The following is a 25,756-nucleotide window of genomic DNA, read 5'->3' as shown; positions in this document are numbered from 1 at the left end:
GGTTTCTTGCAGTTCGACGGTGCAACGGCACGGCGCATCTGACTTGGTGGGGACCGGCTCGAATTTTTTTCTGGTGGGACCGACCGCAGCCTGCTACGGCAGAATCCGGCCAGAAGCGGTCGGTCGCTTTACCAACCTATAAGTAACAAGATGAACGCTCTGTTGCACCTATTTGTCCGCGATGCCGAGGACGATGCGTTCGACTTGGAGCGAGAGGTTGCGTCTTTTGCCTCGCAGGCAGGATGGGACGCGACGCTTGCGGAGCTGATGTTGTTTTTGGCGAGACCGGCCAGGAAGGAGTTCTGGTACTCAGCTGCAGCGGTGCTGTACTGGGCCGTTAGCGATAGACGGCCGCTTCCCATGCCTTCCGCCGACTGCATCGCGCGGTTGTATCGCTGCCTGGAGGTGCTTCCAAACCTTGGCGCCGACGCTCCCGGGGAAGGTGACAACCTGGTCTGGAGCATCGCTACCAAGCTCAAGGGAGTGAGCTACGAAACGTCCTGGCAGCCGCTTGCTGACCCCGAAATCAAAGAGCGGCTTGCTGCGCTTCGCCCGTCCTGAGCAATGGCTACAGTCGGCCAACACCAGACGTACGATAGGACCATGAAAATTGAACCCGTCGCGCTGAAGGTTACGGGCGTTGTTGACCTCGAGATGGCTCGGGAGATGCTGAACGCTCATCTCGTCGACGTCGGCTATGCCGTAGTCGAGGGTGAGTCGCTGCTGGTCAGCCCGGATGACGCGAACCTTCGCGACCAGCGGGACTACGAGTGGTTTGAGACGGTCGTAATTTCATTGCTTCACGAGCGCGGGGAAGCGGCAGCGTGCGGGTCTGTCCATGCTCCGCGATAGCCGCATCCGGCCAAAAACAGACTCGAGACTTCAAACCCTCAATCATCCATCTAGCATGTTTCTGGACACCTTGATTGCTCCGCGTCAAGCGTCGGCGGTGGCTTCGCGTGTGCGAGGACGCTCACTCTCAAGCCGCTTTGCGTTGGTGCTCTGGCTGACGCTTGCCGGCAACCCATGCACGGCCCAAACAGCGACAGCGACTGAACTTGACGCAGCGCGCGAGAGGATTTCCGCTATGCAGAGGGAGCAGAAAGCCCTTCTGGAAAAAGTTCGCGCCGATCTTGCAGCCCTACCAACGCTACCTTCGGAGCGAAAAAACGAGAGCAGGAAGCCGAGTGAGGAAAGAAGAAAACGCGAAGAGATGCAGCGCTTGCTCGAGCAAATCGAAGCTCGCATCGACGTTGAAGGCAGGGCGCCGCGCACGCACTATGCGTCCCCCTCCTGGTTGCGAACGGCCCCTGTCGCTCAGGCGTACCACGATCGGTTGATCAAGAAGATCGAAGAATGCGGAACCATGACCTTTCCAATGCAGGACGGCAAATCCGTCTATGGCAAGGTGACCTTGATATTGAGTCTAGATGCGCGAGGCAACGTTTCCGACATCGAGGTGGCCGAGGCGACATCGCCGTTCCTGGCATCCCATCTACAAAAGTTGATTCGCGACATGGCCCCGTTTGAGCCTTTCCCTTCTGAAATGGCAAGTTCGACGGATCTGTTAGTGACAAGGTTGCCATTCGCCTTCAGAAACAATTAGCCTGAAAGTTCGGTGTCGATACCGAATGGTTGAAATCTCCGTTGCCGAGACGACCCGTCGACCGATTCAGACCTGTTTCAGCCATTTCAACTAGAACGACCGCTTTCGAAAAGGGCTGATGTTCGCTATGGGCCCGAAGCGGTCCTTCGATGCGAGAGGTCAACCAACTGCTATGCAGCGATCGCGGTCTGTCGTGCATCTGCAATTGACTTCCACTTCTTGCCAGTGAACTGCCCTTCAACGCGGCGGCTCCGACTACCAGCGGGAAGAAAATCTAGCCACAAAAGCCGAGGCGATTCAGTTCACCCTGTGCTGTTAGCCTTGCATGGTCGGCAGGGCCTCTGCCACGCCAACTCCGGCCATCGTGCCCAAAATTTTAGAAGTGAACTCACCATGACCAGCCCGCTGTACAACGCCTCCGTTCCCGTCATGCAGCAGATGCTGCGCGCCCTGTCCGACGTGCTCAAGAAAGCCGAAGACCAGGCGACGCAAAGAAATATCGATCCAAATGCGCTGCTGCAGGCGCGGCTGTTCCCTGACATGTTTCCGCTGGTACGTCAGGTACAGATCGCCGCAGACTTCTCCAAGGGCATTGCCTCCCGCCTTGCTGGTGCCGAGGTGCCGTCCTGGCCCGACACCGAGGTCAGCTTCGCCGACCTGCAAGCGTTGATCGCCAAAGCCTTGGCCCATATCGGCTCCTTCAAGCCTGAGCAATTCGATTCCAGCGAGAGCCGCGAGATCGTATTGCGCCCCGGCACCCCCAAGGAAAAGAAGCTGACCGCAAGCGCATACCTTCTGCACTATGGACTGCCGCAGTTTTTCTTCCACGTGACCACCACCTATGCCATCTTGCGCCACAACGGTATGGAGATCGGCAAGCGCGACTACATGGGTGCCTACTGACCCAAGACGGACAGGCGTTCAGCCACTCTGGCCACTGCCGCTCGAAGTGCAAGCGTGCACGGCAAGCCCACACTGCGGTGCAGGTCGAGCGCTACGACGCCGTTCTGCCACCGATTCGCGACCTTGAGCCACCAATGACGGTCCTCCGAGGGGCCGCACCAGAGCCTGGGCCTGCCGGCACTCCAACGCGGTGTTCAACGGCCAGCGTACGGCAGCGACGAGTGATGCACGACGATGCGCAGCTTGCCGGCACCGTCCTTCACGAAAGTCCAGGTCTTGTCGACCGTGGTGACCTTGCCGTCCGGGTCGGTGAACAGCACGTTACCCAGCGTGCTGGCCACGTCGCCGTGGATGAGCACGGCACTGTTGGCAATCTCGCATTTGGTCCAGCCCTTCAGGGCGAAGCCGGTGTCGTTGGGAAAGGCAGGGTTGCCGCCCACGAAGTACGCCAGCGCGCCGTCGCGAGCGGTGCGGAAGGTCTGCGGCGATGTCGTGAGCGTCGGCTTGAACAGCACTGCGCCCAGCTGGTAGGCGTAGGCGCTGTCGATGACCTTCTCGGCCAGCGCCCTGGCGGCCGGCTGCCCTCCGCTGGAATTCGCAGCGCTGATGTCGACCAGCGCCTTGCACCAGGCCTGCTGGGCCCCCAGGACTTCCGCTTCCGTGATGCTCCGGTCGACGACTTTCTCTTTGGCGGCGACCGGCAAGATTGCCCCTGCGATCAGAAGGCTGGCGATGGCGCTGGGAATGAATTTTTTCATTTGGGTCTCCAATTGAGGTAGTTGGATACCGGAGCGGCCGGGGGGGTCGAGCCGAGACCCAAAGTGCATCCATACGACATGCACAAGGCATGATGCGCCGGCTGATTTGCTCTGAGTAAAAGATGCAAATGAAATGAATGGTTGTGCATTCGAGAGATAGCCAGGCGTGCAGGCCTGTCTCGCAACAGGCTGAAGCGGGCGCACACGAAGGACGGCTATGCAGCGATTGCCGACATCTTCTGGCCTCGCGCGAATGAGTGCTATCGGCCAGAACCGGACCTTGGCTCACGCCGCCCAGTTCGCGAACATCCTAAGGTCACCAGGGGCCAACAACCGTCCGTTTTTTTGCGCCGGAACGATTCGGTCACAAGCAGACACTCAGCATGGGACAGGTGTCGAACGAAAGCCATCCTCTCGGTCTGCACCAGAATTTCCTCCGATCTGCGAAGACCTCATCACATGCAACAACGTTTTCTGAATGCCTTGCTGGTTGCCCTCATCGCCAGCTTCGGCATCTCTGGCGATCCGGCACGCGCCCAGGCCCAAACGACGCCCAAGGTGCAGCCCGGCGAGGGGCGGCCTTACGAGGTTGTCGACACCGAGGTATGGGACGTGCCCGATCCGGTTTCAGGCCGCGGCTACCAAGTCTTCATTGCTTTGCCGCCGTCCTATGCGAAGCAGCCGCGGCAGCGCTACCCCGTGCTGTATGTGACTGACGCCGACTACGCTTTCCCGATCGTCCGGCAGTTGGGGCGCCGCCTGAACGTTGAAGGGCCTCGGATCGAGGAATTCATCCTCGTCGGCCTGTCTTACGCAAAGGGCGAGGACGGCGCGGTCAGCCGCCAGCGCGACTACACACCGACACCGAACGGCCCCAGCAACGCGCCTGCCAATGCGGTCCACGGTCAGGCGCGCGCCTATCAAGAATATCTGCGCAACCAGGTAAAGCCGTTCATCGCCGCTCGCTACCGGGCCGACCCGGCCAGAACAATCTTTCTCGGTCACTCCTACGGCGCCCTGCTTGGGATGCAGATCCTTTTCACCGAGCCCGGCTTGTTCAACGGCTATATCCTCGGCAGCCCATCTCTCTGGTACGACAAGCGACATGCCTTGAAGCTCGAAGCGAGCTACGCCAAACAGAATCGGGACCTGAAGGCGAATGTCTATCTTTATGTTGGCGCCTATGAGGCGCTGCGCAAAGGTGTTCGGCGCTACAACCAGACGGTAGACATGGTTGCCGACAACCAGGCGCTGGAGACGGCGCTACAGAGCAGAAAGTACCCAAGCTTGAAGCTGAAGTCAGCGGTCCTGAACGACGAGGACCATCTCACCGTCGCGCCGCGTGGCTTTACGCAGGGCCTGAAGTATCTGCTCTCGGCGCACTGACAAATCACAGCGAGACGATGCAGCCGGGCGATCACTTGACATGAATTCTGGGCGAGAACTTTGCCATCGGCGCGCTCGCCTCGCACGTCGGCATGCCAGCCAAATACCGCGCCATCGTGCCGATGTCCGTCTCTGAAAGGGTCGTGCCGTTAGTCGCACCGCATCCGGGCTATCGACCGAAAACTTCCAATCACTGCATGGTCAGGTCCAGACCCATCCAATTGCAAAATTCAAAGGTGAGGAAGAGCACGAGGAACGCAGAAGCGACGAACGCCCCGCCCACCTTGATGGATGTCAGTACCACTGCAGCTGTCTTTTGATTCTTGTCCTTCTGTCCCCGTTCGTAATGCCACTTGACGGCTAAATACATGCCCACGCTGAGCACGAGAACCTTGAAAATAACAAAAGAGATAGGGATTGAATTCATGATTGAAGGGATATCAATGGTGACAGACGGCGAAGTGCCCGAGTGCGGCAAGTAGCTCAATAGACCGATGAAGAAACGGAAATTCAATCAATCAATCAATCTAACGAAACGGTTGCGGTGAGCTAAATGGGCGTCCGCAAAGCGCGTCGAAAGGCACGCAAGACATGGGCCCAAAGGCGGAGCAGTCTGCCTGCACCACAGAAGCACTCTCATCGTGCTGTCGAGTGTTCATCTTCCAGGCTGATACGTACAGAACCAGATCAGCTGAAAATTTTCGTATCAGATGCAAGGAGGCCGGTGGTCGCGCCGGGGCGGGTCGACGTCTGATATGACAATCTCTGGAGCGGTCCAGAACGACCGTATCAGAAAGAGATGCCCATGAACCGCTACGAGAAGCTTGCCGACAACATCGCTCAGCGTATTCGCGCGGGTAGCCTGAAGGCGAACGATCGCCTTCCCTCCGTGCGCGAACTGAAGTCGCAAATGGGCATCAGTGCGTCCACCGTGTTCTCTGCTTACTACCTGCTGGAGGCGCAAGGGCTTGTCGAAGCGCGGCAGCGGTCGGGATACTTCGTTCGAGCGGGCGCGGAAATGCCGGCCAACGAACTCGCCGCCAGCGAGCCGGTCCTGCGGTCCATGTCGGTCGACGTCTCGTCGCTTGTCTTTCAGGTCCTTGCGCAGGCTCGCGAGCGCGATATGGTCCCGCTCGGCTCGGCCTTTCCGTCGCCAGAACTGTTTCCCTTCGAGCAACTTGCCGCCGGCCTGACGCGAGCGCTCAAGCGGATGGATCCTTGGCAGACCGTCGAGGATTTGTCACCAGGAAACGCCCAATTGCGCCATCAGATCTCCCTGCGTTACGGCAGCGTCGGGATGGATGTTCCTGCGTCTGAACTGGTCATCACCAGCGGGGCGATGGAAGCACTCAATCTTGCGCTCGAATCGGTGACGCAGCCAGGCGACGTCGTGGCGATCGAAACGCCAACCTTTTATGGTGCGTTGCAGGCACTGGAGCGGCGCGGTCTTCGCGCGGTCGAGGTTGAGACCCACCCGCGTACAGGCGTAGATCTCGACTCTCTTGCTCGCGTGATCGACCAGCATCCGGTGAAGGCCTGCTGGTTCATGCCGACCTTCCAGAATCCAATGGGCTGCACCATGAGCGACGCAGCCAAAGAGCAACTGGTCAGCATGCTCGCCACCCGCGCCATACCGCTGATCGAAGACGACGTATACGGCGAGCTCGCGCATGGGGCTCGGAGACCGCCACCAGCCAAGGCCTGGGACCGGGATGGCTGGGTGCTGCATTGCAGTTCTTTCTCGAAATCCCTGGCACCCGGATATCGCATCGGTTGGGTAGCGGGCGGTCGCTTTGCAGCCACTTTGGGTCGCAACAAGTTGATGAGCTCGCTGGCGACGGCACTCCCCTCGCAACTGGCGTTGCAGGAGTACCTGCAACACAAGAGTTTCGATCGCCACCTGCGCGCCCTGCGGCATTCGCTCAGCCGCCAGCAGGCTGCATGCTTGCGATTTATCGATCGATACTTTCCGACTGGAACGCGGGTCACGCGCCCCGAGGGTGGCTATTTCCTGTGGCTCGCGCTGCCAGAAGGTGTCGACTCGCTCGCACTGCACCAGGATGCTCTTCGGCTCGGCATAGGCGTAGCGCCGGGCCATTTGTTTTCAGCCGACCGCCGATACACCCGGCACCTGCGCATCAACTACGGGTATCTCGGCGACCCGCGCTTGGAAGGGGCTATCAGGAGTCTTGGAAATCTCGCTAACGCGCAGCTCAAATCTACAACTGGAAATTCGGGGCCCATCTTCGAGGAGCGTTCGTCGAGACCCTAGTTAGCGTCAATGCAGGTCGAGGTCCGCCGCATTCGACTGACTCTCAACGTCACGCGTTCCGCTTCTGTTCAGTCGCGGCTTAAAGAACCCGCAGCACCTCAAACTGCTGTCGGATTGGCGCGACCTGTATCGACACCTCATCACCCTCGCATTTGCCCAGCATTGCCCTACCCAAAGGGGCTTCGCTGCTGATGACCTGAACAAGCTGAGTGCCGCTGACCAACGTCATGCTGCCCCCATCCGGGCCGAGAAAGAGCTGTTGCTGCTTGTCGTCGGAATCGACCAGGCAGACCAACGCGCCGAGCCGTATTCCTATGCTGGCGTCGTAGGGACGCGGACGGAATTGGCGCCAATTGGCCATCGCCTGGCGTATGGCTTCGGCGCGCCGAGCTTGGCCGGTGGCCAGGTAGGCGGCTTCGAGTCCCAATGTGTCGTATTTGTTTTCGGCAATGTTCTCTTCGTGAGTCGCCGTTTCATGGGCTGCCCGCACCGCCTGTTCGGCTTGCAGCAGGTCTTCGGCGAGCCGTTCCAGCACCTGCTGTTGCAGCAAGAATTTATCCATGACGAAAGGTCGGTATCTCGAACAAGCGGGGGGCAGGTTTTGATTGTGAAGGGCTCCAGAAGCCTTCGACGCTTCTGTTGGCTGCAGGTTAACTTGAGCTATGGGCCCGAAGCCGCTCTTCGGGCTTTGCGAAAGCGGACCTTCAGAGCGATTTCGGCTTCATGCCCGCTCCAGACATGGGGCGTTCCCCGGGCGGTCTGCAAGTACTGAGACGTAGACCGCAGCATCGTCGACTTGATCGGCGGCTAAGCAACTTGCCGGTACTAAATTCTCTTTCTTTTCCCCTCACTCGATGGATTCATCTCGTCTGCTAGCAGAACAGCGACCCGCTCTGCGTCAGCAACGAGCCCACGTTCCAACAAGATCTCCCTGAGGGTGCAGAGGTACACCTTCTCATCAACCAAGATTTCATATCCAGGTGGGATTGCGATCGCATAGCCGTAAAGCAGAAGTGAACCTTCTGGAATTCGGACGCCATCAACGTGGATGTCGTACTCGTCCAAGTCTTCAGGGTAGTCGACGCCAAAGCCACCGTTGCTGTTGCCATATCCATGTCGCCGCTCAGCAAAGTCTGCCAGCTGAGAAAGCCTGGTCCACTCCAAAATTACCTCTCTACACGCCACGCTTGGCTCTGGGGCATCCATTTTTTTCCTTTTTTCCGCCTGAACTGGAAGAACGCCCCATCAAGACGGATGGCTCCTTCTGGCCGTCACGAGCCAGCAAAGAAAGTTCTGAACTATGGCTTCTTGGCTCGCACAAACGGAGCGATCCGAGTGGTGATCGAAGGCCAGTAGATAAAGGGCTTCACCCCACTTGAAGTCGCCTCCCGCTTGATGCTGGTGGTTGACCCGAAGCCGTGGGATGCAAAGAAACACGATATGAAGACGGATCCGCAATAGCAGCATCTTCCTCGCTACGTGGAACAAACCAGTAGCCCTCAGCATCCTCAAGAACGGTGAACTCTGCTTTCATCTGTTCCCTTCTCGTCGTTGATGCATCGCGTCACGGACCAAACCGCTTGGAACAGCTCGGCGGATATCGCTACAACTGCGCCGTACTCGCCCATTGTTGATTCCGCTTCGTCCCATTTACCTTCAGGAAGGATTCCGTACTGATCCGCGGCACATTCGGTGTCGTACCGGAGCGCCATCTGACTTTATTTCAACGTAACGTACCCAGGAGCCGTCGGCTCCGATCTCCGAATAACAGATGTACTCGTCGACTCCGGCCGTATTTCCGCTCGAGCAATAAAGGCGATGCAACATTCGTAGGCCCAAGGTGCGAGGGGTCGTGGAACCATCGGGTCACCACGTCCGCGCTCTTTCGAACAGACTGTGCCGAAGCCGTGGACGCCCGCTTGTTGGCACATTGTGCCGGCACGGCGAACGGCCGGTTCTGGCCGACTGCAGCCAGTCGCGCTACCGTCGTGACCGAGTAGCCGACGTGATCAGCTCCACTGTCGCTCATAGGCTGCGACGTGCTCGGGAAACAACGTCTCATAGGCCGGGTAGGAAATGCCCAAGACGTTCACCTCGATGCTATCGGGGCCATCGTCGCAGTCCATGATGCGCACGCCAGCACAGGCGAGGACCATTTGGTCTTCTGTTCGCACTGTTAGGGCAAGGTGGGCCTGATCAGCGTGATTCGAAATTGAACGCAGCCCTGTCCATGTCGACCGCATCCGGCACCAGCCCTTCGGGCTTCTGCTTCGCCAGTGCCTGTCGCTCACGAAAGCTCAGTGGTACGCCCCGCACATCCATCTGCAATCCACCACAGCGGTCGAACCACCAACCCCACAACCGCACTCATCGTGCGCAGGGCATCGGGTGCTCCCCGCAGCGAAATCAAGGAGGAGGCCGCAGGCCAGGGGACATTCGCGGAGGGGAGTACCCGGTGACCTGTGCACGCGCCCCCGACAACAGCGCCCCGAACAAGGGCCGCAAGAGGCAGTCAACCAGCCGCCACAGCTAAGGAAACCCCCGATATATGAATGGTCATTGACCCCCTAGCATCGAGCGCTGCTCGCCTGTCAAGGTGTACGGATCGCGTCCCGGCGTCCGCCCGGTGACCTGGCGCCTGCCTCAGCTGCCCTTTCCTGCGATGACAACTCCTCCCGAGTCCGGCCCCACGCTGGACGCCGCCAGTCCCCTCCCCCCCGACATCGAAGCCGCCGACGAACCCACCAAGGTTCCCCTCGCCATCGAAGACTGGCTCACGGTCCTCATCATGGGCGCGCTGGCGCTCATCACCTTCGCCAACGTCATCGTGCGCTACTTCACCGACTCGTCGTTCGCGTGGACGGAAGAGTTCTCGGTGTTCCTCATGATCATGCTGGCGCTGGTGGCCGGCTCGGCCGCCGTGGCGCGCGACCGGCACATCCGCATCGAGTACTTCTCGGAAAGCGGCTCCATGGCGCGGCGCAAGCGCCTGGCCCAGTTCGGCGCGCTGATGATCGCCATCTTGTTCGCGCTGATCGGCGCGCTCAGCATCCGCATGGTGTGGGACGACTACCGCTTCGAGGAAACCACGCCCGGCATCGGCCTGCCCGCCTGGTGGTATTCGATCTGGCTGCCCATCGTGTCGTTCGCGATCGCGGGGCGCGCCATCGGACTCATGGTCCGCCGTGGGCGCAAGACGAACTACAAGTCTGACGACAGCGACAGCAAGAAGGGCGACGCCAAGTGATCGCCACCCTGCTCTTCGTCGCCTTCGTGCTCATGATGCTGGTGGGCGTGCCCATCGGCGCCGCGCTCGGCCTGGCGGGCGCGGCCTGCATTGCGCTGGCCAACGCCGACGCGCAGTGGTTCGGCCTGCTGGCCGTGCCGCAGAACTTCTACGCCGGCCTGGGCAAGTACCCGCTGCTGGCGATTCCGATGTTCGTGCTGGTGGGTTCCATCTTCGACCGCTCGGGCGTGGCGCTGAGGCTGGTCAACTTCGCCATCGCCATCGTGGGCCGCGGCCCCGGCATGCTGCCGCTGGTGGCGATTGCGGTGGCGATGTTCCTGGGCGGCATCTCGGGCTCGGGCCCGGCCAACGCCGCCGCCGTGGGCGCGGTGATGATCGCGGCCATGAGCCGCGCCGGCTATCCGGCCGCCTACTCGGCCAGCGTGGTGGGCGCCGCGGCGGCCACCGACATCCTGATTCCGCCGTCGGTCGCGTTCATCGTGTACTCGGTGCTGGTGCCCGGCGCTTCTGTGCCGGCGCTGTTCGCGGCCGGCATGATCCCCGGCGTGATGGCCGGCCTGGCGCTGATGATTCCGGCCGTGTGGCTGGCGCGCAAGCACAAGATGGGCGCGCTCGAATCGACGCTGCCGCGCCCGCCGTTCTGGAAGAGCTTTCGCGAAGCGATCTGGGGCCTGGCGGCGCCGGTGCTCATTCTGGGCGGCATGCGCGCGGGCTGGTTCACGCCGACCGAGGCGGCCGTGGTCGCCGTGTTCTACGGCCTGTTCGTGGGCATGTGCATCCACCGGACGATCAAGGTGCGCGACCTGTTCGTGATCTTGCGCGAGTCGGGCGAGCTGTCGGCGGTGATCCTGCTGGTGGTGTCGCTGGCGGGCATCTTCGCGTACTCGCTGTCGACGCTGGGCGTCATCGATCCGGTCACGCGCGCCATCGTGAATTCGGGGCTGGGCGAGTACGGCATCCTGGCGCTCTTGATCCTGCTGCTGATCACGGTGGGCATGTTCCTGGACGGCGTGTCGATCTTCCTGATCTTCGTGCCGCTGCTGCTGCCCATCGTGCAGCACTACAAGTGGGACCCGGTGTGGTTCGGCGTGATCCTCACGCTGAAGGTGGCGCTGGGCCAGTTCACGCCGCCGCTGGCGGTCAACCTCATGGTCTCGTGCCGCATCGCCAAGGTGCGCATGGAAGAAACCGTGCAGTGGGTGGGCTGGATGCTGTTCTCGATGTTCGTGGTGATGGTGCTGGTGATCGCCTTCCCCGAACTCGCGCTCTGGCTGCCGCGCAAGCTGGGCTACTGATTTTTTTCGATCCATCGACAGACCAAGAGGAGACCTCTCTCATGAAATTCCGCCGCACCCTGCTGGGCCTTGCCGCCGTCGCCGCCACGCTCGGCCTGTTCTCGACCGGCGCGATGGCGCAGGCCACCTACAAGCCCGAGTACAAGATGTCGCTGGTGCTGGGCCCGCCCACGCCGTGGGGCCAGGCCGGCAAGATCTGGGCGGACCTCGTGAAGGAGCGCACCCAGGGCCGCATCAACATCAAGCTGTACCCGGGCGTGTCGCTCATTCAAGGCGATCAGACGCGCGAGTTCAGCGCGCTGCGCCAGGGCGTGATCGACATGGCCGTGGGCTCGACCATCAACTGGTCGCCGCAAGTGAAGCAGCTCAACCTGTTCTCCATGCCCTTCCTGATGCCCGACTACGCGGCCATCGACGCGCTCACGCAGGGCGAGGTGGGCAAGGACATGTTCAAGACGCTCGACAAGGCCGGCGTGGTGCCGCTCGCCTGGGGCGAGAACGGCTTCCGCGAAATCACCAACTCGAAGAAGCCGATCAAGTCGCCGGCCGACATCAAGGGCATGAAGATCCGCGTGGTGGGCTCGCCCATCTACTCCGACATGCTCACCGCGCTGGGCGCCAACCCCACGCAGATGAGCTGGGCCGACGCGCAGCCCGCGCTCGCCAGCGGCGCGGTCGACGGCCAGGAGAACCCGCTGTTCCTGTTCACGGTGCTCAAGATGCACACGGTGGGCCAGAAGTTCGTTACCACCTGGGGCTACGTGGCCGACCCGCTGGTGTTCGTCGTGAACAAGGAAATCTGGGCCTCGTGGACGCCGGCCGACCAGGCCATCGTGCGCCAGGCTGCGCTCGACGCCGGCAAGCAGGAGATCGCCATCGCGCGCAAGGGCCTGGTCGAAGCCGACAAGCCCGTGCTGAAAGACATCGCGGCCATGGGCGTGACGGTGACCAACCTCACGCCGGCCGAGCGCGACGCCTTCGTGAAGGCCACGCGCCCGGTGTACGACAAGTGGAAGTCGACCGTCGGCGTCGACCTGGTGGCCAAGGCCGAGAAGGCCATCGCCGCGCGCGCAAAGTAAGCCGCGCACCGCCGTGGATCGGGGGCGGCATGACAATGTCGCCATGCACACCCTGATCATCGACACGGACCCCGGCGCGGACGACGTGATCGCGCTGCTGTTCGCCCTGGCGGCGCCCGAATCGCTGGCGATTCAGGCGCTGACCACGGTGGCGGGCAATGTTCCCCTGGCCAAGACCTCGCGCAACGCGCGCCTGGCCTGCGAATGGGCCGGACGGCCGGAGCTTGCGGTCTACGCGGGCGCCGAGCGGCCCCTGCAGCGCACACCGATCTACGCCGCCAACATCCACGGCCGCGAAGGCCTCACCGGCGTGACCGTGCACGAGCCCGCCGTGCCGCTGGCCGCAGGCAGCGCCGTCGACTACCTCGTGCGCACGCTGCGCGCTGCGCCCGAGCACAGCGTGACGCTCGCCATGCTCGGCCCGCAGACCAACCTCGCACTGGCCCTCGAACAGGCGCCCGACATCGTGCGCGGCCTGCGCGAGCTGGTGCTCATGGCCGGCGCGCATTTCAACGGCGGCAACATCACGCCGGTGGCGGAGTTCAACGTGTTCGCCGACCCGCATGCGGCCGAAGCGGTGCTCAAAAGCGGCGTGCCGATCACGATGCTGCCGCTGGACGTGACGCACAAGATCCTCACAAGCGACGCGCGCATCGCGCGGCTGCGCCAGCTGGGCAACTGCGCCGGCGCGATCGTCGCCGACATCCTCGACGCCTATGCGCCGCAGGAGATGGCCCACTACGGCATGCCGGGCGGCCCGGTGCACGACGCCACCGTGACGGCCTACCTGCTGCGGCCCGACCTGTTCCAGGGCCGCCGCATCCACGTCGAGATCGACAGCCGCGAGGGCATGGGCTTCGGCCAGACCGTGGCCGACTGGCACGGCAGCCTGAAGCGGCCCGCGAACGTGCACTGGGTCGTCGATGGCGATGCGCAGGGCTTCTTCGACCTGCTGACGGAGCACATCGCGCGGCTGCCCTGAGCTTCAGGCCAAGCCCCATGAAAAAAGCCACGCTGCGGACAGCGTGGCTTTTTGTTTGGGTGCGGCAGCGAATCAGTGCTGCAGGATCTTGTTGAGGAAGTCCTTGGTGCGCGGCTGACGGTTTTCCGGGTGGTTGAAGAACTCGTCCTTCGGGCAGTCCTCGAGGATCTTGCCGCCCACGTCGATGAAGATCACGCGGCTCGCGACCTTGCGGGCGAAGGCCATTTCGTGCGTGACGACCATCATGGTCATGCCTTCCTTGGCCAGGCTCACCATCACGTCGAGCACTTCGCCGACCATCTCGGGGTCGAGCGCCGAGGTGGGTTCGTCGAACAGCATCACGATCGGGTCCATGCTCAGCGCACGGGCGATCGCCACGCGCTGCTGCTGGCCGCCCGACAGCTGGCCCGGGAACTTGTCCTTGTGCGCCATCAGGCCCACGCGGTCGAGCATCTTCAGGCCGCGGGTCTTGGCCTCGTCGGGCGTGCGGCCCAGCACCTTGATCTGCGCGATCGTGAGGTTCTCGGTCACCGACAGGTGCGGGAACAGCTCGAAGTGCTGGAACACCATGCCGACCTTGGAGCGCAGCTTGGGCAGGTTGGTCTTGGGGTCGTGCAGCGGAATGCCGTTGACGGTGATCTCGCCCTTCTGGAAGGGCTCGAGCGCGTTCACGGTCTTGATGAGCGTGGACTTGCCGGAACCCGACGGGCCGCACACCACGACCACGTCGCCCTTGGAGATGTTCACCGAGCAGTCGTTGAGCACCTGCACCGGGCCGTACCACTTGGAGACGTTCTTGATTTCAATCATTTTTTCGGACATTTGTTTCTCTCCGGTTCAGTTCAGCCACTCAATCAGCGAATGATGGCGATTTTCTTGTGCAGGCGTTTCACCAGCCAGGAAAGGGCGTAGCACATGGCGAAGTACACGACCGCCGCCAGCAGGTAGGCCTCGATCGGGCGACCGAAGTTCTTGCCCGCCGTCTCGAAGCCCTTGAGCATGTCGTAGGCACCGATGGCGTAGACCAGCGAGGTGTCCTGGAACAGGATGATGGTCTGCGTGAGCAGCACCGGCAGCATGTTGCGGAAGGCCTGCGGCAGCACCACGAGACGCATGTTCTGGCCGTAGGTCATGCCCACCGCCTGGCCCGCGTTCACCTGGCCGCGCGGGATCGACTGGATGCCCGCACGCATGATCTCGGAGAAGTAGGCCGCCTCGAACGCCACGAAGGTGATCACCGCCGAGATTTCCGAGCGGTAGTTCGAGCCGAGCGAACCGAACAGCGAATAGAACGACGCCGGCACGAGCAGGAAGAACCACAGGATCACCATCACCAGCGGGATGCTTCGCATGCCGTTGACGTACAGGGCCGCGGGCGCATCGAGCCACTTCTTGCCCGACAGGCGCATGAGCGCCAGGATCGTGCCGAAGATCACGCCACCAATGGTGGCCACCACCGTCAGCATGATGCTGAAGTAGAAGCCCTTGATGACGAAGTTGCTGATGACGTCCCAGTTGTAGAAGGACAGGTCGAGATTCATCATGTCAGTGTCCTCCGCCGCCAGCGCTGGCCGAGACGATGAAGCCCGGCACGCGGGTCTTCTTCTCGATGAACGCCATGAGCCGGTTGATGGCCAGGGCCGACACCACGTAGCACGCCGTCACCGCCAGGTAGACCTCGATGCCGCGCGAGGTTTCTTCCTGCGCCTGCATGGCGAACATGGTGAGTTCGGTGACCGACACGGCGAACGCGACGGACGAGTTCTTGAAGATGTTCATCGTCTCGCTCGTGAGCGGCGGGATGATGATGCGATACGCCATCGGCAGGATCACGTAGCGGTAGTACTGCGGCGTGGTGAAGCCCACCGCCATGCCCGCATAGCGCTGGCCCTTGGGCAGCGCCTGGATGCCGGAGCGCACCTGCTCGGCGATACGCGCCGAGGTGAAGAAGCCCAGTGCCAGCACCACGAGGATGAAGCTCGGTACGCCCTTCATCACGGGAACCAGCGCCGGAATCACGTGGTACCAGAGGAAGATCTGCACCAGCAGCGGGATGTTGCGAAAGAGCTCCACCCATGCATTGCCGAAGCGCACCAGCCACGGACTGTCGGGCAGCGTGCGGATGATGCCGATCAGCGAGCCCAGCACCAGCGCGACGATCAGCGCCAGCAGCGCGACCGACACCGTCCAGCCCCAGGCCGAGAGCATCCATTGCAGGTAGCTCGGATATTCCCCCCCGGGGTCTTGCAGGAAGACCTGCCAATCCCAGTTTCCCATGTGTGTTTACTCCTTCAGCTTCTTTTCGAAAAACCGTCCCTTGAAAAGAAACGCCCACCGCGAAAGGTGGGCGTCCATTCACGCAGCGACGCGCGCTTATTCCTTGGTGACGTACTCTTCGGCCGGCTTGTCGTTCGGGTTGGCCCACGCGTTCTTGGTGGCTTCGCCCAGCGGCAGGTTGATGGTCACGTTGGCCGGGGGAATCGGCTTGAGGAACCACTTGTCATACAGCTTGGCGAGTTCGCCCGACTTGGCCTGTGCCTTGATGCTGTCGTCCACGGCCTTCTTGAAAGCCGGGTCGTCCTTGCGGATCATGATGGCGATGGGTTCCACGGCCAGCACATCGTTCAGGATCTTGTAGTCCTTGGGCGACTTCGACTTGGCGGCCAGGGCAGCCAGGATCGAGCCGTCCATCACGAAGGCGTCGGCACGGCCGGTTTCCAGCAGCAGGAAGCTGTCGGAGTGGTCCTTGCCGTAGACCTCCTTGAAGGTCAGGTTCTCGGCGCGCTTTTGCTTGCGCACGGTCTGCAGCGGCGTGGTGCCGGTGGTGGTGGCGACCGTCTTGTCCTTCAGGTCGGCCAGCGAGTTGATGCCCGAGTTGGCCTTGACGACGATCTTGGTTTCTTCGACGTAGGTGGTCACGCCGAAAGCCACGTCCTTCTGGCGGGTGGCGTTGTTGGTGGTGGAGCCGCACTCGATGTCCACGGTGCCGTTCTGCACGAGGGGGATGCGGTTCTGCGAAGTCACGGGCTGGTACTTGACTTCGAGCTTCTTGCCGGCGGCCTTCTCCAGGTCCTTGATGATGTTGGCGCAGACGTCGTAGTGGAAGCCGGTGTACTGGCCATTGCCGAGCGTGTACGAAAGGCCGGAGGACTCACGCACGCCTTCGGTGATGGTGCCCGAGGCCTTGATCTTGGCCAGGGTGTCATTGGCCTGTGCAAAGGCGCCGCTGGTGGCGAGCGCTGCGACAGCCAATGCCAATACTTGTTTTTTCATACGAAAAGCTCCTGAGGGTGACTGAAACAAATAGAACGAAATTCTAGACACTCGCATTTTGCGGGATACCCGGACCAACCCGGTGCATTCCACGGGCATCGCCGCCCGCCTCGCACCGGCCGCGCCCATCGGGGCGCCAGCCTGGTGCAATCCAGACATTTCGCATTGTCCGACTTTCACTAAGCAGCCTTTGTGCCCGGCATTCGGGCGGCTGTGCGTGGCGCAAGCAGCGACCGGCGATCCCCGGCGTGCAACGGCCGAAAAAAACTGCCGCGACTGTAGTGGTGCCGTGGCCGGGCCGCCAATGCTGATTGCGGGGGGCCGTATGCGTGGTGCTTATAGATTGTGCAGTGCACAAATCCACGGCCATTCACACTCGCCCGCTCACTGCGGCGGCTGGGTTCCGACCAGGTAGGACCACAGGGCGTCGGCCGTGCGCTTGGGCTGCAGGCTTTCGGACAGCCCGGCCCGGGCCGCCGAGCGGCCGGCGCCGCCCTTCACCGGGACCGGCGCGCTGGGCCGCTCGCGGTAGGCGCGGATTTCCATCTTGGCCTCCAGGCTGTCGATCTCGGGCGGCAGCGCGCTCACCAGCTTGCGCGCCTTGATCTCCTTGCGCACCGCGCTCTGCGGCAGGAAGGCGATGCCGTGGCCTTCGAGCGCCATCACCTTCAGGCCTTCGGCCATGTCGGTCTCGTAGACGCGGTCCAGGTGGATGGCGGTGCCCGACTCTTTCAGCAGCTGGTCGACCACGCGCCCGAGGTAGGCGCCCGGCGCATAGCCCAGGTAGGGCAGCGGCTGGCCCGGGCGGCCCGGCAGCCGGTAGCGCGGCGCGCCCTCGGCATCGGCCTTGACCCAGGGGGCGACGGTTTCCTCGCCCAGGCTGACCATCTCGTACTTGTTGGCGTCCAGCTGCAGCGGCTGCGAGGGGTGGTGGTAGGCGATCAGCAGGTCGCAGCTGCCCTCGACCAGCCGCAGCACCGCGTCATGCACGTTGAGCGCGATGAGGCGGCTCTTGATGGGCCCGAAGTGCTCGCGCAGGCTGGTGACCCACGAGGGAAAGAAGGTGAAGGCCAGCGTGTGCGGCACGGCGATCTCGATCACGTCCTGGCCGGCGGCCGAGTGCCCGCGCAGCATGGCGCGCGTGCTCTGCAGCGACTGCAGCATCTCGATGGCCTGGCTGTACAGCGTCTGGCCCGCGGGCGTGAGGCGCGTGGGATACGAGCTGCGGTCGACCAGGTCGGTGCCGGCCCATCCCTCGAGCGCCTGGATGCGCCGCGAGAACGCCGGCTGCGTCACGTGCCTCAACTGGGCCGAGCGGCTGAAGCTGCGGGTTTCCGCCAAGCTGATGAAGTCTTCGAGCCACTTTGTTTCCATACGCGGCGATTATGCGAGCGCCGCGCCATACTGGGCGCCCCCTCCTTTTCCCGCATGCGCCATGCCTTTCGACGACCTGCCTGAGCTCAGCGCCACCGAACTTTCGCGCAACATCGCGGCCCGCGACGTGTCCTGCCGCGAGGTGATGCAGGCGTCGCTCGCCCGCATCGACGCGCTCAACCCGCGGTTCAACGCCATCGTCTCCCTGCGCGACCCCGCGCAGCTGCTGGCCGAGGCCGACGAGCGCGACGCCGAGCTGGCGCGCGGCGAACGGCGCGGCTGGATGCACGGCTTTCCGCTGGCCGTGAAAGACCTGAGCCATGCCGCCGGCCTGCCGACCTCGATGGGCTCGCCGCTGTCGCCGCGCTCGCCCGCGCGCACCGACAGCCTGCATGTGGCGCGCATGCGCGCGGCCGGCGCCGTGGTCATCGGCAAGACCAACACGCCCGAGTTCGGGCTCGGCTCGCACACTTACAACACGGTGTTCGGCATCACGCGCAACGCCTACGCGCCCGATCGCAGCGCGGGCGGCAGCAGCGGCGGCGCGGCCGTGGCGCTGGCCCTGGGCATGCTGCCTGTGGCCGACGGCAGCGACATGATGGGATCGCTGCGCAACCCCGCCGCCTTCAACAACGTGATCGGCCTGCGCCCTTCGCGCGGCCGCGTGCCCGGTGACCCGGAGCAGGAACTCTTCTTCCAGCAGCTGGGCTGCGAGGGCCCGATGGGCCGCACCGTGGAAGACACGGCCCGCCTGCTGGCCGTGCAGGCGGGTTTCGACACGCGCGTGCCGCTGTCGTCGCCGCATGCCCTGCCCTCGCCCGATGATTTGCAGCTGGACGGCGACGGCCGCGGCCTGCGCATCGGCTGGCTCGGCAGCCTCTGGCCCGAGCTGCCGCTGGCGCCGGGCGTGCGCGAACTCGGCGAGCAGGCGCTCGACACCTTCCGCACCATCGGCTGCGAGGTCGAGCCCTGCACGCTCGACGTGCCGCGCGAGCACAACTGGAGCGCCTGGCTGCGGCTGAGGCAACTGCTGGTGGGTGGCAAGCTCGGCGCCTACCTGAGCGACCCGAAGCTGTTCGCCCAGCTCAAGCCCGAGGCGCAATGGGAGATCGAGCAGAGCCGGCACCTGGACGCCGCCTCGCTGTACCAGGCCTCGCACTACCGCTCGAACGTGTACCGCGCGTTCCTGAAGCTCTTCGAGCGCTTCGACTTCGTGGTCGCGCCGACGGCGCAGGTGTTCCCGTTCGACGCCGAGCTGCACTGGCCGGCCGAGGTGAACGGCGTGAAGAGCGACACCTACCACCACTGGATGGAGATCGTCACGCCCTTCACGCTGGCGGGCCTGCCCACGCTCAATGTGCGCGCAGGCTTCGGCGACGGCGGGCTGCCGATGGGCCTGCAGCTCGCCGGGCCGATCCATGCCGACCTCGACGTGCTGCGGCTGGGCCATGCCTACGACCAGGCCTGCGGCTGGGCGGCGCGGCGCCCGCCGGCCCTCTCCTGATCGGTTCTGATCAGATCGGCGTGAGCACGCCGCGCCCCGCGAAGTGCCCTTGGGCGTTCGCAAGGAAGTGGTCCACCGACTTCTGCGTGGCCTCGGGCGACCAGCCCGCCATGTGCGGCGTGAGCAGCACGTTGTCCAGGCCGATGAGCGGCTCGGGGCGCTTGGGTTCGCTCTCGTACACGTCCAGGCCCGCGCCCGCGATGCGGTGCTCGCGCAGCGCCTTCGCCAGCGCCTCGGTGTCGACCACGCTGCCGCGGCCGATGCTCACGAGATAGCCCTGCGGCCCCAGCGCGTCGAGCACTTCGGCGTTGACCAGGTGCTTGGTCGCCGGCCCACCCGGCGCGGCCAGGATCAGGAAGTCGGCCCAGGTGGCGAGCGACTTCAGGTCGTCGAAGTAGCGGTGCGTGGCGCCTTCGCGCGGCTTGCGGTTGTGATAGCCGATTTCCATGTCGAAGGCGGCGGCGCGCTTGGCGATCTTCTGGCCGATGGTGCCCAGCCCCAGGATGCCGAGCTTCTTGCCCGACACGTTCGGCGGCTGCGGAATGGCTTCGCGCCACACGCCTTCGCGGCACAGCCGGTCGAGCGTGCGGAACTCGCGCACGATGCTGATCAGCAGGCCGAAGGCGTGGTCGGCCACGCAGTCGTCGTTGGTGCCCGCGCCGTTGGCGGTGGCGATGCCGCGTGCACGCGTGACCTCGAGCGGCACGCCTTCGTAGCCCGCGCCCATGCAGCAGACCAGCTCGAGCGCCGGCATGGCGTCGATCTCGGCGGGCGTGAGGCCGATGACGCCGATGGTCAGCACCGCGCGGAACTTCTTGCCGTGCTCGGCGATGGCGGCGGCGCGCTGGGCGTCGCCGAAGGCGTAGGTCATGTCGTAGACCTCGGCAATCTGGGCCTGGTGGGCGCTCGAGAGGCTGTTGAGCACCAGCAGGGGAATCTTGGTCGACACGTCTGAACTCCTGGGGTCGGTGAAAAGAAAGAAGGGGTGAATGATCGGGCTAGAGCATCGGCACTGCTTCGCTCTTCTGCAAAGCCCACATCTGCGCGTAGCGGCCCTGTTGGGCCAGCAGATCGGCGTGCGTGCCGCGCTCGACGATCACGCCCGATTCGAGCACCAGGATCTCGTGCGCCTCGACCACGGTCGAGAGGCGGTGCGCGATGACCAGCGTGGTCTTGCCCTGCGCGGCGCTGCGCAGCTCCGACTGGATCGCGCGCTCGTTGGCCGAGTCGAGCGCCGAGGTGGCCTCGTCGAAGATCACGATCGGCGGGTTCTTCAGCAGCGTGCGCGCGATGGCCACGCGCTGCTTCTCGCCGCCCGAGAGCTTCAGGCCGCGCTCGCCCACCGTCGTCTCGTAGCCCTTGGGCGTGGCCGAGATGAAGTCGTGGATGCGCGCGGCGCGTGCGGCGCCCTCGACCTCGTCGCGCGTGGCGCCGGGGCGGCCGTAGGCGATGTTGTATTCGACCGTGTCGTTGAACAGCACCGTGTCCTGCGGCACGATGCCGATGGCGCGGCGCACGCTGGCCTGCTGCACGGCGCGGATGTCTTCGCCGCCGATGGTGATGCGGCCCTGCTGCACGTCGTAGAAGCGGTACAGCAGCCGCGCCAGCGTCGACTTGCCCGAGCCCGACGGGCCGACCACGGCCACCGTCTTGCCGGAAGGAATCTCGAAGCTCACATGCTTGAGGATCGGGCGGTCGGGCTCGTAGGCGAAGCTCACGTCTTCGAAGCGGACGGTCGAGTCGACGCTCGCCAGCGGCTGCGCACCGGGCGCGTCGCGCACCTCGCGCTCCTTCTCCATCAGCACGAACATCTTGTCCAGGTCGGTCAGGCTCTGCTTGATCTCGCGGTAGATCACGCCCAGGAAATTGAGCGGAATGTAGAGCTGGATCATGAAGGCGTTGACCATCACCAGGTCGCCCAGCGTCATGCGCCCTTCGACCACGCCCGAGGTGGCGCGCCACAGCATCAGCACCAGGCTCACGGCGATCAGCAGCTGCTGGCCGGTGTTGAGCATGCTCAGCGTGCGCTGGCTCTTGATGGCGGCCTTGCGGTAGCGGTCGAGGCTGGCGTCGTAGCGCTTCGCCTCGAACTCCTCGTTGTTGAAGTACTTGACGGTCTCGTAGTTCAGGAGCGAATCGACCGCGCGGCTTTGCGCCATCGAGTCGAGCTCGTTCATGGTCTTGCGGAACTGCGTGCGCCACTCGGTCACCGTCACGGTGAAGGTGATGTACAGCACCAGCGCCGCGCCCGTGATCCACACGAACAGCGCGTCGAACTTCACGCCCAGGATGGTCAGCACCAGCGCCAGCTCGATGATGGTGGGCACGATGCTGTACAGCGACATCGAGATGAGCGAGTGCACGCCGCGCGTGCCGCGCTCGATGTCGCGCGTCATGCCGCCGGTCTGGCGCTCCAGGTGAAAGCGCAGGCTCAGCGCATGCAGGTGGCCGAACACCTGCAGCGCGATGCTGCGCGCCGCGCCCTCGGTGGCCTTGGCGAAGATCAGCTCGCGCAGCTCGTTGAACAGCGATGTCGAAAAGCGCAGCAGCCCGTAGGCCACGAGCAGCGCCATCGGCACGACGAGCAGCGCCTGCGCCATGTCGGGCTTGGGCGTCATCGTGTCGACCAGGTTCTTGAGCAGCACCGGCACGCCCACGTTCGCCACCTTGGCCGCGATCATGAAGCCGAGCGCGGCGATCACCCGCCACTTGTACTGCCAGAGGTAGGGAAACAGGCGGCGCAGGGTCGCCCAGTCGGAACGGTCGGAGCGCGCAGGCGGATGGCCGCCGGGCGCATGGGGAGAGGAGGAAAGGGCTTCGCCGCTTCGGCGCATGGGGGACAATCGTGGGTGTTGTTGTTGCTTCAGATTGTGCCCATGTCCTCCCCTTCCAGTGCCGCTTCCGCCGCAGCGGCCGCCGCCGCCACCCTCAAGAGCCTGCCCACCGACATGGAGCTGGTGCTCAAGGTCATCCCGATGCCGGCCGACTGCAACGCCAACGGCGACATCTTCGGCGGCTGGGTCATGGCGCAGTGCGACCTGGCCGGTTCGGTGATCCCGGCGCGCTACGCCAAGGGCCGCCAGGCCACGGTGGCGGTCAACGAGTTCATCTTCAAGCAGCCGGTGCGGCTGGGCGACATCCTCTCGTTCTATTCGAAGCTGGTGCGCGTGGGCCGCACCTCGATCACCGTGACGGTCGAGGTGTTCGCCGAGCGCTTCCGCGCCCAGGGCGAGTACATCAAGGTGACGCAGGCCACCTTCACCTACGTCGCCATCGACGACAACGGCCGCCCCCGTCCCATCGAGCAGCCGGCGGCCTGAGCCGCCTTCAGGCGACGCCCATGCCGGCGTCGCGCACGCGCTCGAAGCACTCGAACTCGCGGTTGATCCAGCGCGCGTCGCGCCGCTCCACGCGGCGGATGTAGACCGACTGCACCACGTCGCGCGTGTGGGCGTCGATCTCGACCGGCCCGCGCGGGCTGTCCAGCCGCAGGCCGCGGAACGCATCCACCAGCCGCTCGGCCCCCGCCTTGCCGCCGCGCGCACCCGGCGCGCTCAATGCGGCGTCGATGGCCGCGAGCCCGTCGTGCGCCGCCACGGCGAAGTAGCCCGGGCGCAGGTGGCTGCCGTACTCGGTCTCGAAGGCGCCCGCGAAACGCCGGTTGGCCGGCGACTCGTGGGCGAAGGAATAGTGGTGGCTGGTGACCAGCCCCTCGGCCAGTTCGCCGATGCCGTCCAGGTAGTGGTCGTCGGTCGCGTCGCCCGTGGCGAGCAGGCGGATGCCGGTGTCGGCCATGCCGCGGTCGCGCCAGAACTTCAGGAAGATGGCCGGCATCTGGCCCGACGGCAAAAAGAAGAACACGGCCTGCGGCTTGAGCTCGCGCAGGCGCAGCATGTAGGCCGAGTAGTCGAGCGTGTTCAGCGGCACGCGCAGCATCGCGCCCACGCGCCCGCCGCCCGCGGTGATGCCGGAGACGAAGGCGCTTTCGGCGTCGACGCCCGAGGCGTAGTCGGCCACCACGGTGCACACGTCGCGCAGCCCCTGCTGCAGCGCCCAGCGCGCCAGCGGCGCCGTGACCTGCGCGATGGTGAACGACACCCGCACCATGAACGGCGAGCGCCCGGGGATGCCCGAGGAGGCGGCGTTCATGATGACGGTCGGCACGCGCGCCTGCGTGGCAACGGTGCCGACGGCGTAGGCGTTGGAGCTGAAGTCCAGCCCCGTGAGCAGGTCGACGCGCTCGCTCTCGATGAGGTCCTGCGCCTGGCGCCGCGCCTGCTCGGGCGCGCTGCCGGGCACGTCGCGGCGCAGCAGCTCGACCGGCCGGCCCGCGATCTGCTGCTTGTGGTCGGCCAGCCAGACCGCCATGCCGGCATCGAACTGGCGCCCGCCGCCTGCATAGGGTCCCGACCACGAGCCGATGACCCCGATGCGCAACGGCCGCACGCGCGCCAGCACCAGCGAGGGCGCCGCGAGCGAGCCCGCGAGTAAGCCCAAAGCATGCCGGCGCGTCGGCCCGAATGCTACTTTTTCAGTAGCACGCATCGCCCGCGTGGCGGGCGCTGTGGGCAGGTTGACGTCTGGAGCAGGCACGAGGAACAGTGTACGCAGGCACCGTCCGCAGGCAAGTCCACGGAAGGCTTAGACCTTCGAGAAATCGGGCTTGCGCTTCTCCATGAAAGCACCGAAGGCTTCCTTGGCAGCGGGCTCGCGCAGCATGCGGCCGAAGCTCGCACCTTCTTCGCCCATGCGTTCGAGCACGGCGGGCATCTGCGCCTTCTTCAGCAGGCGCTTGGTCTCGATCAGCGCGCTCAGCGGCTTGGCCGCGAGCTTGCGCGCCTGCGTCTGGGCGATGCCGTTGGCTTCGGTCGGCGGCACCACACGGTTGACCAGGCCCACTTCGAGCGCGGCCTCGGCCATGAAGGGCTCGCCCAGCAGCAGGGCTTCGGCGGCGCGGTGGTAGCCCAGCATCTGCGGCACCAGCAGGCTCGACGCGGCCTCGGGGCACAGGCCCAGGTTGACGAAAGGCATCGAGAAGGCCGCGTTGTCGCCCGCGTAGACCAGGTCGCAGTGGAACAGCATCGTGGTGCCGATGCCCACGGCCGGGCCGCACACGGCGGCGACGATGGGCTTGGGGAAGGTAGCGATGCCGCGCAGGAAGCGGAACACCGGCGATTCGGTGTTGGCGGGCGGCGCGTTGAGGAAGTCGCCGATGTCGTTGCCGGCGCTGAAGATCGTCGGGTCGCCCTGGATCAGCACGCAGCGCACGGCCGCTTCGCTCTCGGCCGTGGCGAGCGCATCGGCCAGCGCGGCGTACATGCTGCTGGTGATCGAGTTCTTCTTGTCGACGCGGTTGAAGGTGATGGTCATCACGCCGGCTTCGGTGTGGACGAGGATGTCGCTCATGGAAAGATCCTTGGGTAGGTAAAACGGGGGGCGACGCGCTCAAGCGTCGATGGCTTCGCGGACGAAATCGAGGCGGTCCTGGCCCCAGAACATCTGGTCGCCGACGAACATGGTGGGGGCGCCGAACACGCCGCGCTCCACCGCCTCCTGCGTGACCGCCTTGAGGCGGTCTTTCACTTCCTGCGCGCCGGCCAGCGCGAGCAGGCCCGCGGCGTCGAAGCCCGCATTTTGCAAGACGGCGCCGACGGTCGCGGGGTCGTTCAGGTTCTTCGGCTCGACCCACATCGCATGGAACACCGCGTCGATGTAGGCACCGAAGCGTTCGGGCATCTTCATCTGCACGCCGGTGGCGCCGCGCATCAGCAGCAGCGTGTTGATCGGGAAGTGGGGGTTGTGCACGAAGGGCACGCCATAGCGCTTTGCAAAGCGCTGCAGGTCGGTCGTGAGGTACGGGCCCTTGGCCTTGATCTCGGCGGGCGAATGGTTGCCCGTGGCCTGGAACACGCCGCCCAGCAGCATGGGCTTCCAGACCAGCTCGGTGCCGGTGTCGGCGCACACGTGCGGCAGCTGCGTGGCGGCCAGGTAGGCGGCGGGGCTGCCGACGTCGAAATAGAACGCGACGGATTTCGTCATGGGTGTCGTCTCCTTGGGGCTGTGCGCCGCGATGCGAT

The 25,756-nt window shown here is 64.3% G+C and carries 27 protein-coding genes; 12 read left to right on the top strand and 15 right to left on the bottom strand.

The annotated features are described in order from the left end of the window. Positions 1 to 150: 150 nt before the first annotated feature. From AC07OX_RS14385 to AC07OX_RS14370, 4 genes are all read left to right on the top strand, one after another. A complete protein-coding gene (locus AC07OX_RS14385) occupies positions 151 to 561 on the top strand; it encodes a hypothetical protein (RefSeq protein WP_495261863.1) in 411 nt (136 codons plus the stop codon). A 42-nt stretch (positions 562 to 603) separates the two neighbouring features. Next, the gene (locus AC07OX_RS14380; protein ID WP_157627295.1) at positions 604 to 852 is read left to right on the top strand and encodes a hypothetical protein; all 249 of its coding nucleotides are present in this window, start codon (positions 604 to 606) and stop codon (positions 850 to 852) included. A 55-nt stretch (positions 853 to 907) separates the two neighbouring features. Continuing rightward, positions 908 to 1,606 carry a hypothetical protein gene (locus tag AC07OX_RS14375; protein ID WP_495261862.1) on the top strand — a complete coding sequence of 233 codons (699 nt, stop codon included), beginning with the start codon at positions 908 to 910 and terminating at the stop codon, positions 1,604 to 1,606. 393 nt (positions 1,607 to 1,999) lie between these two features. Further along, complete coding sequence (locus AC07OX_RS14370) at positions 2,000 to 2,509, top strand: DUF1993 domain-containing protein (RefSeq protein WP_093058073.1); 510 nt, start codon at positions 2,000 to 2,002, stop codon at positions 2,507 to 2,509. 194 nt (positions 2,510 to 2,703) lie between these two features. Here the strand turns inward: AC07OX_RS14370 and AC07OX_RS14365 are convergent, their stop codons facing one another. Next, positions 2,704 to 3,267, bottom strand: a complete 564-nt coding sequence (locus AC07OX_RS14365; RefSeq protein WP_495261861.1) for a metal-independent carbonic anhydrase family protein — start codon at positions 3,265 to 3,267, stop codon at positions 2,704 to 2,706. A gap of 459 nt (positions 3,268 to 3,726) precedes the next feature. Between AC07OX_RS14365 and AC07OX_RS14360 the strand changes: the two genes are divergently transcribed. Then, complete coding sequence (locus tag AC07OX_RS14360; RefSeq protein ID WP_495261860.1) at positions 3,727 to 4,653, top strand: alpha/beta hydrolase; 927 nt, start codon at positions 3,727 to 3,729, stop codon at positions 4,651 to 4,653. Between the two features lie 190 nt (positions 4,654 to 4,843). On the opposite strand, the gene AC07OX_RS14355 is transcribed toward AC07OX_RS14360, so the two are convergent. After that, a complete protein-coding gene (locus AC07OX_RS14355) occupies positions 4,844 to 5,167 on the bottom strand; it encodes a hypothetical protein (RefSeq protein ID WP_495261859.1) in 324 nt (107 codons plus the stop codon). Between the two features lie 291 nt (positions 5,168 to 5,458). On the opposite strand from AC07OX_RS14355, the gene AC07OX_RS14350 reads away from it, so the two are divergent. Beyond that, positions 5,459 to 6,925: an aminotransferase-like domain-containing protein gene (locus AC07OX_RS14350; protein WP_495261858.1), complete on the top strand. Its 1,467-nt coding sequence runs from the start codon at positions 5,459 to 5,461 to the stop codon at positions 6,923 to 6,925. Positions 6,926 to 7,004: 79 nt separating this feature from the next. Here the strand turns inward: AC07OX_RS14350 and AC07OX_RS14345 are convergent, their stop codons facing one another. The 3 genes from AC07OX_RS14345 to AC07OX_RS14335 all read right to left on the bottom strand — a co-directional run bounded on the left by AC07OX_RS14345 (position 7,005) and on the right by AC07OX_RS14335 (position 9,081). Beyond that, positions 7,005 to 7,487, bottom strand: a complete 483-nt coding sequence (locus tag AC07OX_RS14345) for a GreA/GreB family elongation factor (protein ID WP_062471040.1) — start codon at positions 7,485 to 7,487, stop codon at positions 7,005 to 7,007. Between the two features lie 263 nt (positions 7,488 to 7,750). Further along, on the bottom strand, positions 7,751 to 8,131 hold the full coding sequence (locus AC07OX_RS14340) for a hypothetical protein (RefSeq protein WP_369631188.1): 381 nt from the start codon (positions 8,129 to 8,131) through the stop codon (positions 7,751 to 7,753). A gap of 803 nt (positions 8,132 to 8,934) precedes the next feature. Next, positions 8,935 to 9,081 (bottom strand): hypothetical protein, encoded by a 147-nt coding sequence (locus AC07OX_RS14335; RefSeq protein ID WP_495261857.1) that lies wholly within the window; start codon positions 9,079 to 9,081, stop codon positions 8,935 to 8,937. Positions 9,082 to 9,587: 506 nt separating this feature from the next. On the opposite strand from AC07OX_RS14335, the gene AC07OX_RS14330 reads away from it, so the two are divergent. From AC07OX_RS14330 to AC07OX_RS14315, 4 genes are read left to right on the top strand one after another with little or no spacing between them, the layout of a single operon-like run. Beyond that, complete coding sequence (locus tag AC07OX_RS14330) at positions 9,588 to 10,172, top strand: TRAP transporter small permease (protein ID WP_139701448.1); 585 nt, start codon at positions 9,588 to 9,590, stop codon at positions 10,170 to 10,172. Further along, positions 10,169 to 11,467: a TRAP transporter large permease gene (locus AC07OX_RS14325; RefSeq protein WP_307635951.1), complete on the top strand. Its 1,299-nt coding sequence runs from the start codon at positions 10,169 to 10,171 to the stop codon at positions 11,465 to 11,467. Before AC07OX_RS14330 ends, AC07OX_RS14325 begins: the two co-directional genes overlap by 4 nt. Before the next feature lie 41 nt (positions 11,468 to 11,508). Continuing rightward, the gene (locus AC07OX_RS14320) at positions 11,509 to 12,546 is read left to right on the top strand and encodes a DctP family TRAP transporter solute-binding subunit (RefSeq protein WP_062471046.1); all 1,038 of its coding nucleotides are present in this window, start codon (positions 11,509 to 11,511) and stop codon (positions 12,544 to 12,546) included. A gap of 43 nt (positions 12,547 to 12,589) precedes the next feature. Then, complete coding sequence (locus AC07OX_RS14315; RefSeq protein ID WP_495261856.1) at positions 12,590 to 13,528, top strand: nucleoside hydrolase; 939 nt, start codon at positions 12,590 to 12,592, stop codon at positions 13,526 to 13,528. 72 nt (positions 13,529 to 13,600) lie between these two features. Here the strand turns inward: AC07OX_RS14315 and AC07OX_RS14310 are convergent, their stop codons facing one another. From AC07OX_RS14310 to AC07OX_RS14290, 5 genes are all read right to left on the bottom strand, one after another. Continuing rightward, positions 13,601 to 14,338 (bottom strand): amino acid ABC transporter ATP-binding protein, encoded by a 738-nt coding sequence (locus tag AC07OX_RS14310; protein ID WP_056576214.1) that lies wholly within the window; start codon positions 14,336 to 14,338, stop codon positions 13,601 to 13,603. A 44-nt stretch (positions 14,339 to 14,382) separates the two neighbouring features. Continuing rightward, positions 14,383 to 15,072 carry an amino acid ABC transporter permease gene (locus tag AC07OX_RS14305; RefSeq protein ID WP_070060204.1) on the bottom strand — a complete coding sequence of 230 codons (690 nt, stop codon included), beginning with the start codon at positions 15,070 to 15,072 and terminating at the stop codon, positions 14,383 to 14,385. A 1-nt stretch (position 15,073) separates the two neighbouring features. After that, positions 15,074 to 15,805 carry an amino acid ABC transporter permease gene (locus AC07OX_RS14300; RefSeq protein ID WP_139701450.1) on the bottom strand — a complete coding sequence of 244 codons (732 nt, stop codon included), beginning with the start codon at positions 15,803 to 15,805 and terminating at the stop codon, positions 15,074 to 15,076. Positions 15,806 to 15,901: 96 nt separating this feature from the next. Then, positions 15,902 to 16,801, bottom strand: coding sequence for an amino acid ABC transporter substrate-binding protein (locus AC07OX_RS14295; protein ID WP_062471058.1), 900 nt, complete (start codon positions 16,799 to 16,801; stop codon positions 15,902 to 15,904). A 384-nt stretch (positions 16,802 to 17,185) separates the two neighbouring features. Next, a complete protein-coding gene (locus AC07OX_RS14290; protein ID WP_070060205.1) occupies positions 17,186 to 18,175 on the bottom strand; it encodes a LysR substrate-binding domain-containing protein in 990 nt (329 codons plus the stop codon). A 61-nt stretch (positions 18,176 to 18,236) separates the two neighbouring features. Between AC07OX_RS14290 and AC07OX_RS14285 the strand changes: the two genes are divergently transcribed. Continuing rightward, positions 18,237 to 19,679, top strand: a complete 1,443-nt coding sequence (locus tag AC07OX_RS14285) for an amidase (RefSeq protein ID WP_495261855.1) — start codon at positions 18,237 to 18,239, stop codon at positions 19,677 to 19,679. 10 nt (positions 19,680 to 19,689) lie between these two features. On the opposite strand, the gene AC07OX_RS14280 is transcribed toward AC07OX_RS14285, so the two are convergent. Beyond that, positions 19,690 to 20,628 carry a 2-hydroxyacid dehydrogenase gene (locus AC07OX_RS14280; RefSeq protein WP_495261854.1) on the bottom strand — a complete coding sequence of 313 codons (939 nt, stop codon included), beginning with the start codon at positions 20,626 to 20,628 and terminating at the stop codon, positions 19,690 to 19,692. Positions 20,629 to 20,677: 49 nt separating this feature from the next. Next, a complete protein-coding gene (locus AC07OX_RS14275) occupies positions 20,678 to 22,513 on the bottom strand; it encodes an ABCB family ABC transporter ATP-binding protein/permease (protein ID WP_495261853.1) in 1,836 nt (611 codons plus the stop codon). A gap of 42 nt (positions 22,514 to 22,555) precedes the next feature. On the opposite strand from AC07OX_RS14275, the gene AC07OX_RS14270 reads away from it, so the two are divergent. Continuing rightward, a complete protein-coding gene (locus AC07OX_RS14270; RefSeq protein ID WP_070060209.1) occupies positions 22,556 to 22,999 on the top strand; it encodes an acyl-CoA thioesterase in 444 nt (147 codons plus the stop codon). 7 nt (positions 23,000 to 23,006) lie between these two features. Here AC07OX_RS14270 and AC07OX_RS14265 read toward each other — a convergent pair whose 3' ends face one another. The 3 genes from AC07OX_RS14265 to AC07OX_RS14255 form a co-directional block, all read right to left on the bottom strand. Beyond that, entirely contained in the window at positions 23,007 to 24,125 is a 1,119-nt protein-coding gene (locus AC07OX_RS14265) for an ABC transporter substrate-binding protein (RefSeq protein WP_139701560.1), read from the bottom strand. A 195-nt stretch (positions 24,126 to 24,320) separates the two neighbouring features. After that, a complete protein-coding gene (locus AC07OX_RS14260) occupies positions 24,321 to 25,085 on the bottom strand; it encodes an enoyl-CoA hydratase (RefSeq protein ID WP_307582871.1) in 765 nt (254 codons plus the stop codon). A gap of 39 nt (positions 25,086 to 25,124) precedes the next feature. Continuing rightward, complete coding sequence (locus AC07OX_RS14255) at positions 25,125 to 25,718, bottom strand: 2-hydroxychromene-2-carboxylate isomerase (protein ID WP_495261852.1); 594 nt, start codon at positions 25,716 to 25,718, stop codon at positions 25,125 to 25,127. Positions 25,719 to 25,756 lie beyond the last annotated feature (38 nt).

Source organism: Variovorax sp. GW821-FHT09D07, from assembly GCF_059416345.1.
The sequence above is the reverse complement of the archived record's forward strand: the minus strand, read 5'-3'. Positions and strand labels throughout refer to the sequence as shown.

Coding starts and splice junctions, on each gene's coding strand:
- AC07OX_RS14385 (WP_495261863.1), top strand. CDS start 151: ATGAACGCTCTGTTGCACCTATTTGTCCGCGATGCCGAGGACGATGCG.
- AC07OX_RS14380 (WP_157627295.1), top strand. CDS start 604: ATGAAAATTGAACCCGTCGCGCTGAAGGTTACGGGCGTTGTTGACCTC.
- AC07OX_RS14375 (WP_495261862.1), top strand. CDS start 908: ATGTTTCTGGACACCTTGATTGCTCCGCGTCAAGCGTCGGCGGTGGCT.
- AC07OX_RS14370 (WP_093058073.1), top strand. CDS start 2,000: ATGACCAGCCCGCTGTACAACGCCTCCGTTCCCGTCATGCAGCAGATG.
- AC07OX_RS14365 (WP_495261861.1), bottom strand. CDS start 3,267: ATGAAAAAATTCATTCCCAGCGCCATCGCCAGCCTTCTGATCGCAGGG.
- AC07OX_RS14360 (WP_495261860.1), top strand. CDS start 3,727: ATGCAACAACGTTTTCTGAATGCCTTGCTGGTTGCCCTCATCGCCAGC.
- AC07OX_RS14350 (WP_495261858.1), top strand. CDS start 5,459: ATGAACCGCTACGAGAAGCTTGCCGACAACATCGCTCAGCGTATTCGC.
- AC07OX_RS14345 (WP_062471040.1), bottom strand. CDS start 7,487: ATGGATAAATTCTTGCTGCAACAGCAGGTGCTGGAACGGCTCGCCGAA.
- AC07OX_RS14340 (WP_369631188.1), bottom strand. CDS start 8,131: ATGGATGCCCCAGAGCCAAGCGTGGCGTGTAGAGAGGTAATTTTGGAG.
- AC07OX_RS14335 (WP_495261857.1), bottom strand. CDS start 9,081: ATGGTCCTCGCCTGTGCTGGCGTGCGCATCATGGACTGCGACGATGGC.
- AC07OX_RS14330 (WP_139701448.1), top strand. CDS start 9,588: ATGACAACTCCTCCCGAGTCCGGCCCCACGCTGGACGCCGCCAGTCCC.
- AC07OX_RS14320 (WP_062471046.1), top strand. CDS start 11,509: ATGAAATTCCGCCGCACCCTGCTGGGCCTTGCCGCCGTCGCCGCCACG.
- AC07OX_RS14315 (WP_495261856.1), top strand. CDS start 12,590: ATGCACACCCTGATCATCGACACGGACCCCGGCGCGGACGACGTGATC.
- AC07OX_RS14310 (WP_056576214.1), bottom strand. CDS start 14,338: ATGATTGAAATCAAGAACGTCTCCAAGTGGTACGGCCCGGTGCAGGTG.
- AC07OX_RS14305 (WP_070060204.1), bottom strand. CDS start 15,072: ATGATGAATCTCGACCTGTCCTTCTACAACTGGGACGTCATCAGCAAC.
- AC07OX_RS14300 (WP_139701450.1), bottom strand. CDS start 15,805: ATGGGAAACTGGGATTGGCAGGTCTTCCTGCAAGACCCCGGGGGGGAA.
- AC07OX_RS14295 (WP_062471058.1), bottom strand. CDS start 16,801: ATGAAAAAACAAGTATTGGCATTGGCTGTCGCAGCGCTCGCCACCAGC.
- AC07OX_RS14290 (WP_070060205.1), bottom strand. CDS start 18,175: ATGGAAACAAAGTGGCTCGAAGACTTCATCAGCTTGGCGGAAACCCGC.
- AC07OX_RS14285 (WP_495261855.1), top strand. CDS start 18,237: ATGCCTTTCGACGACCTGCCTGAGCTCAGCGCCACCGAACTTTCGCGC.
- AC07OX_RS14275 (WP_495261853.1), bottom strand. CDS start 22,513: ATGCGCCGAAGCGGCGAAGCCCTTTCCTCCTCTCCCCATGCGCCCGGC.
- AC07OX_RS14270 (WP_070060209.1), top strand. CDS start 22,556: ATGTCCTCCCCTTCCAGTGCCGCTTCCGCCGCAGCGGCCGCCGCCGCC.
- AC07OX_RS14260 (WP_307582871.1), bottom strand. CDS start 25,085: ATGAGCGACATCCTCGTCCACACCGAAGCCGGCGTGATGACCATCACC.
- AC07OX_RS14255 (WP_495261852.1), bottom strand. CDS start 25,718: ATGACGAAATCCGTCGCGTTCTATTTCGACGTCGGCAGCCCCGCCGCC.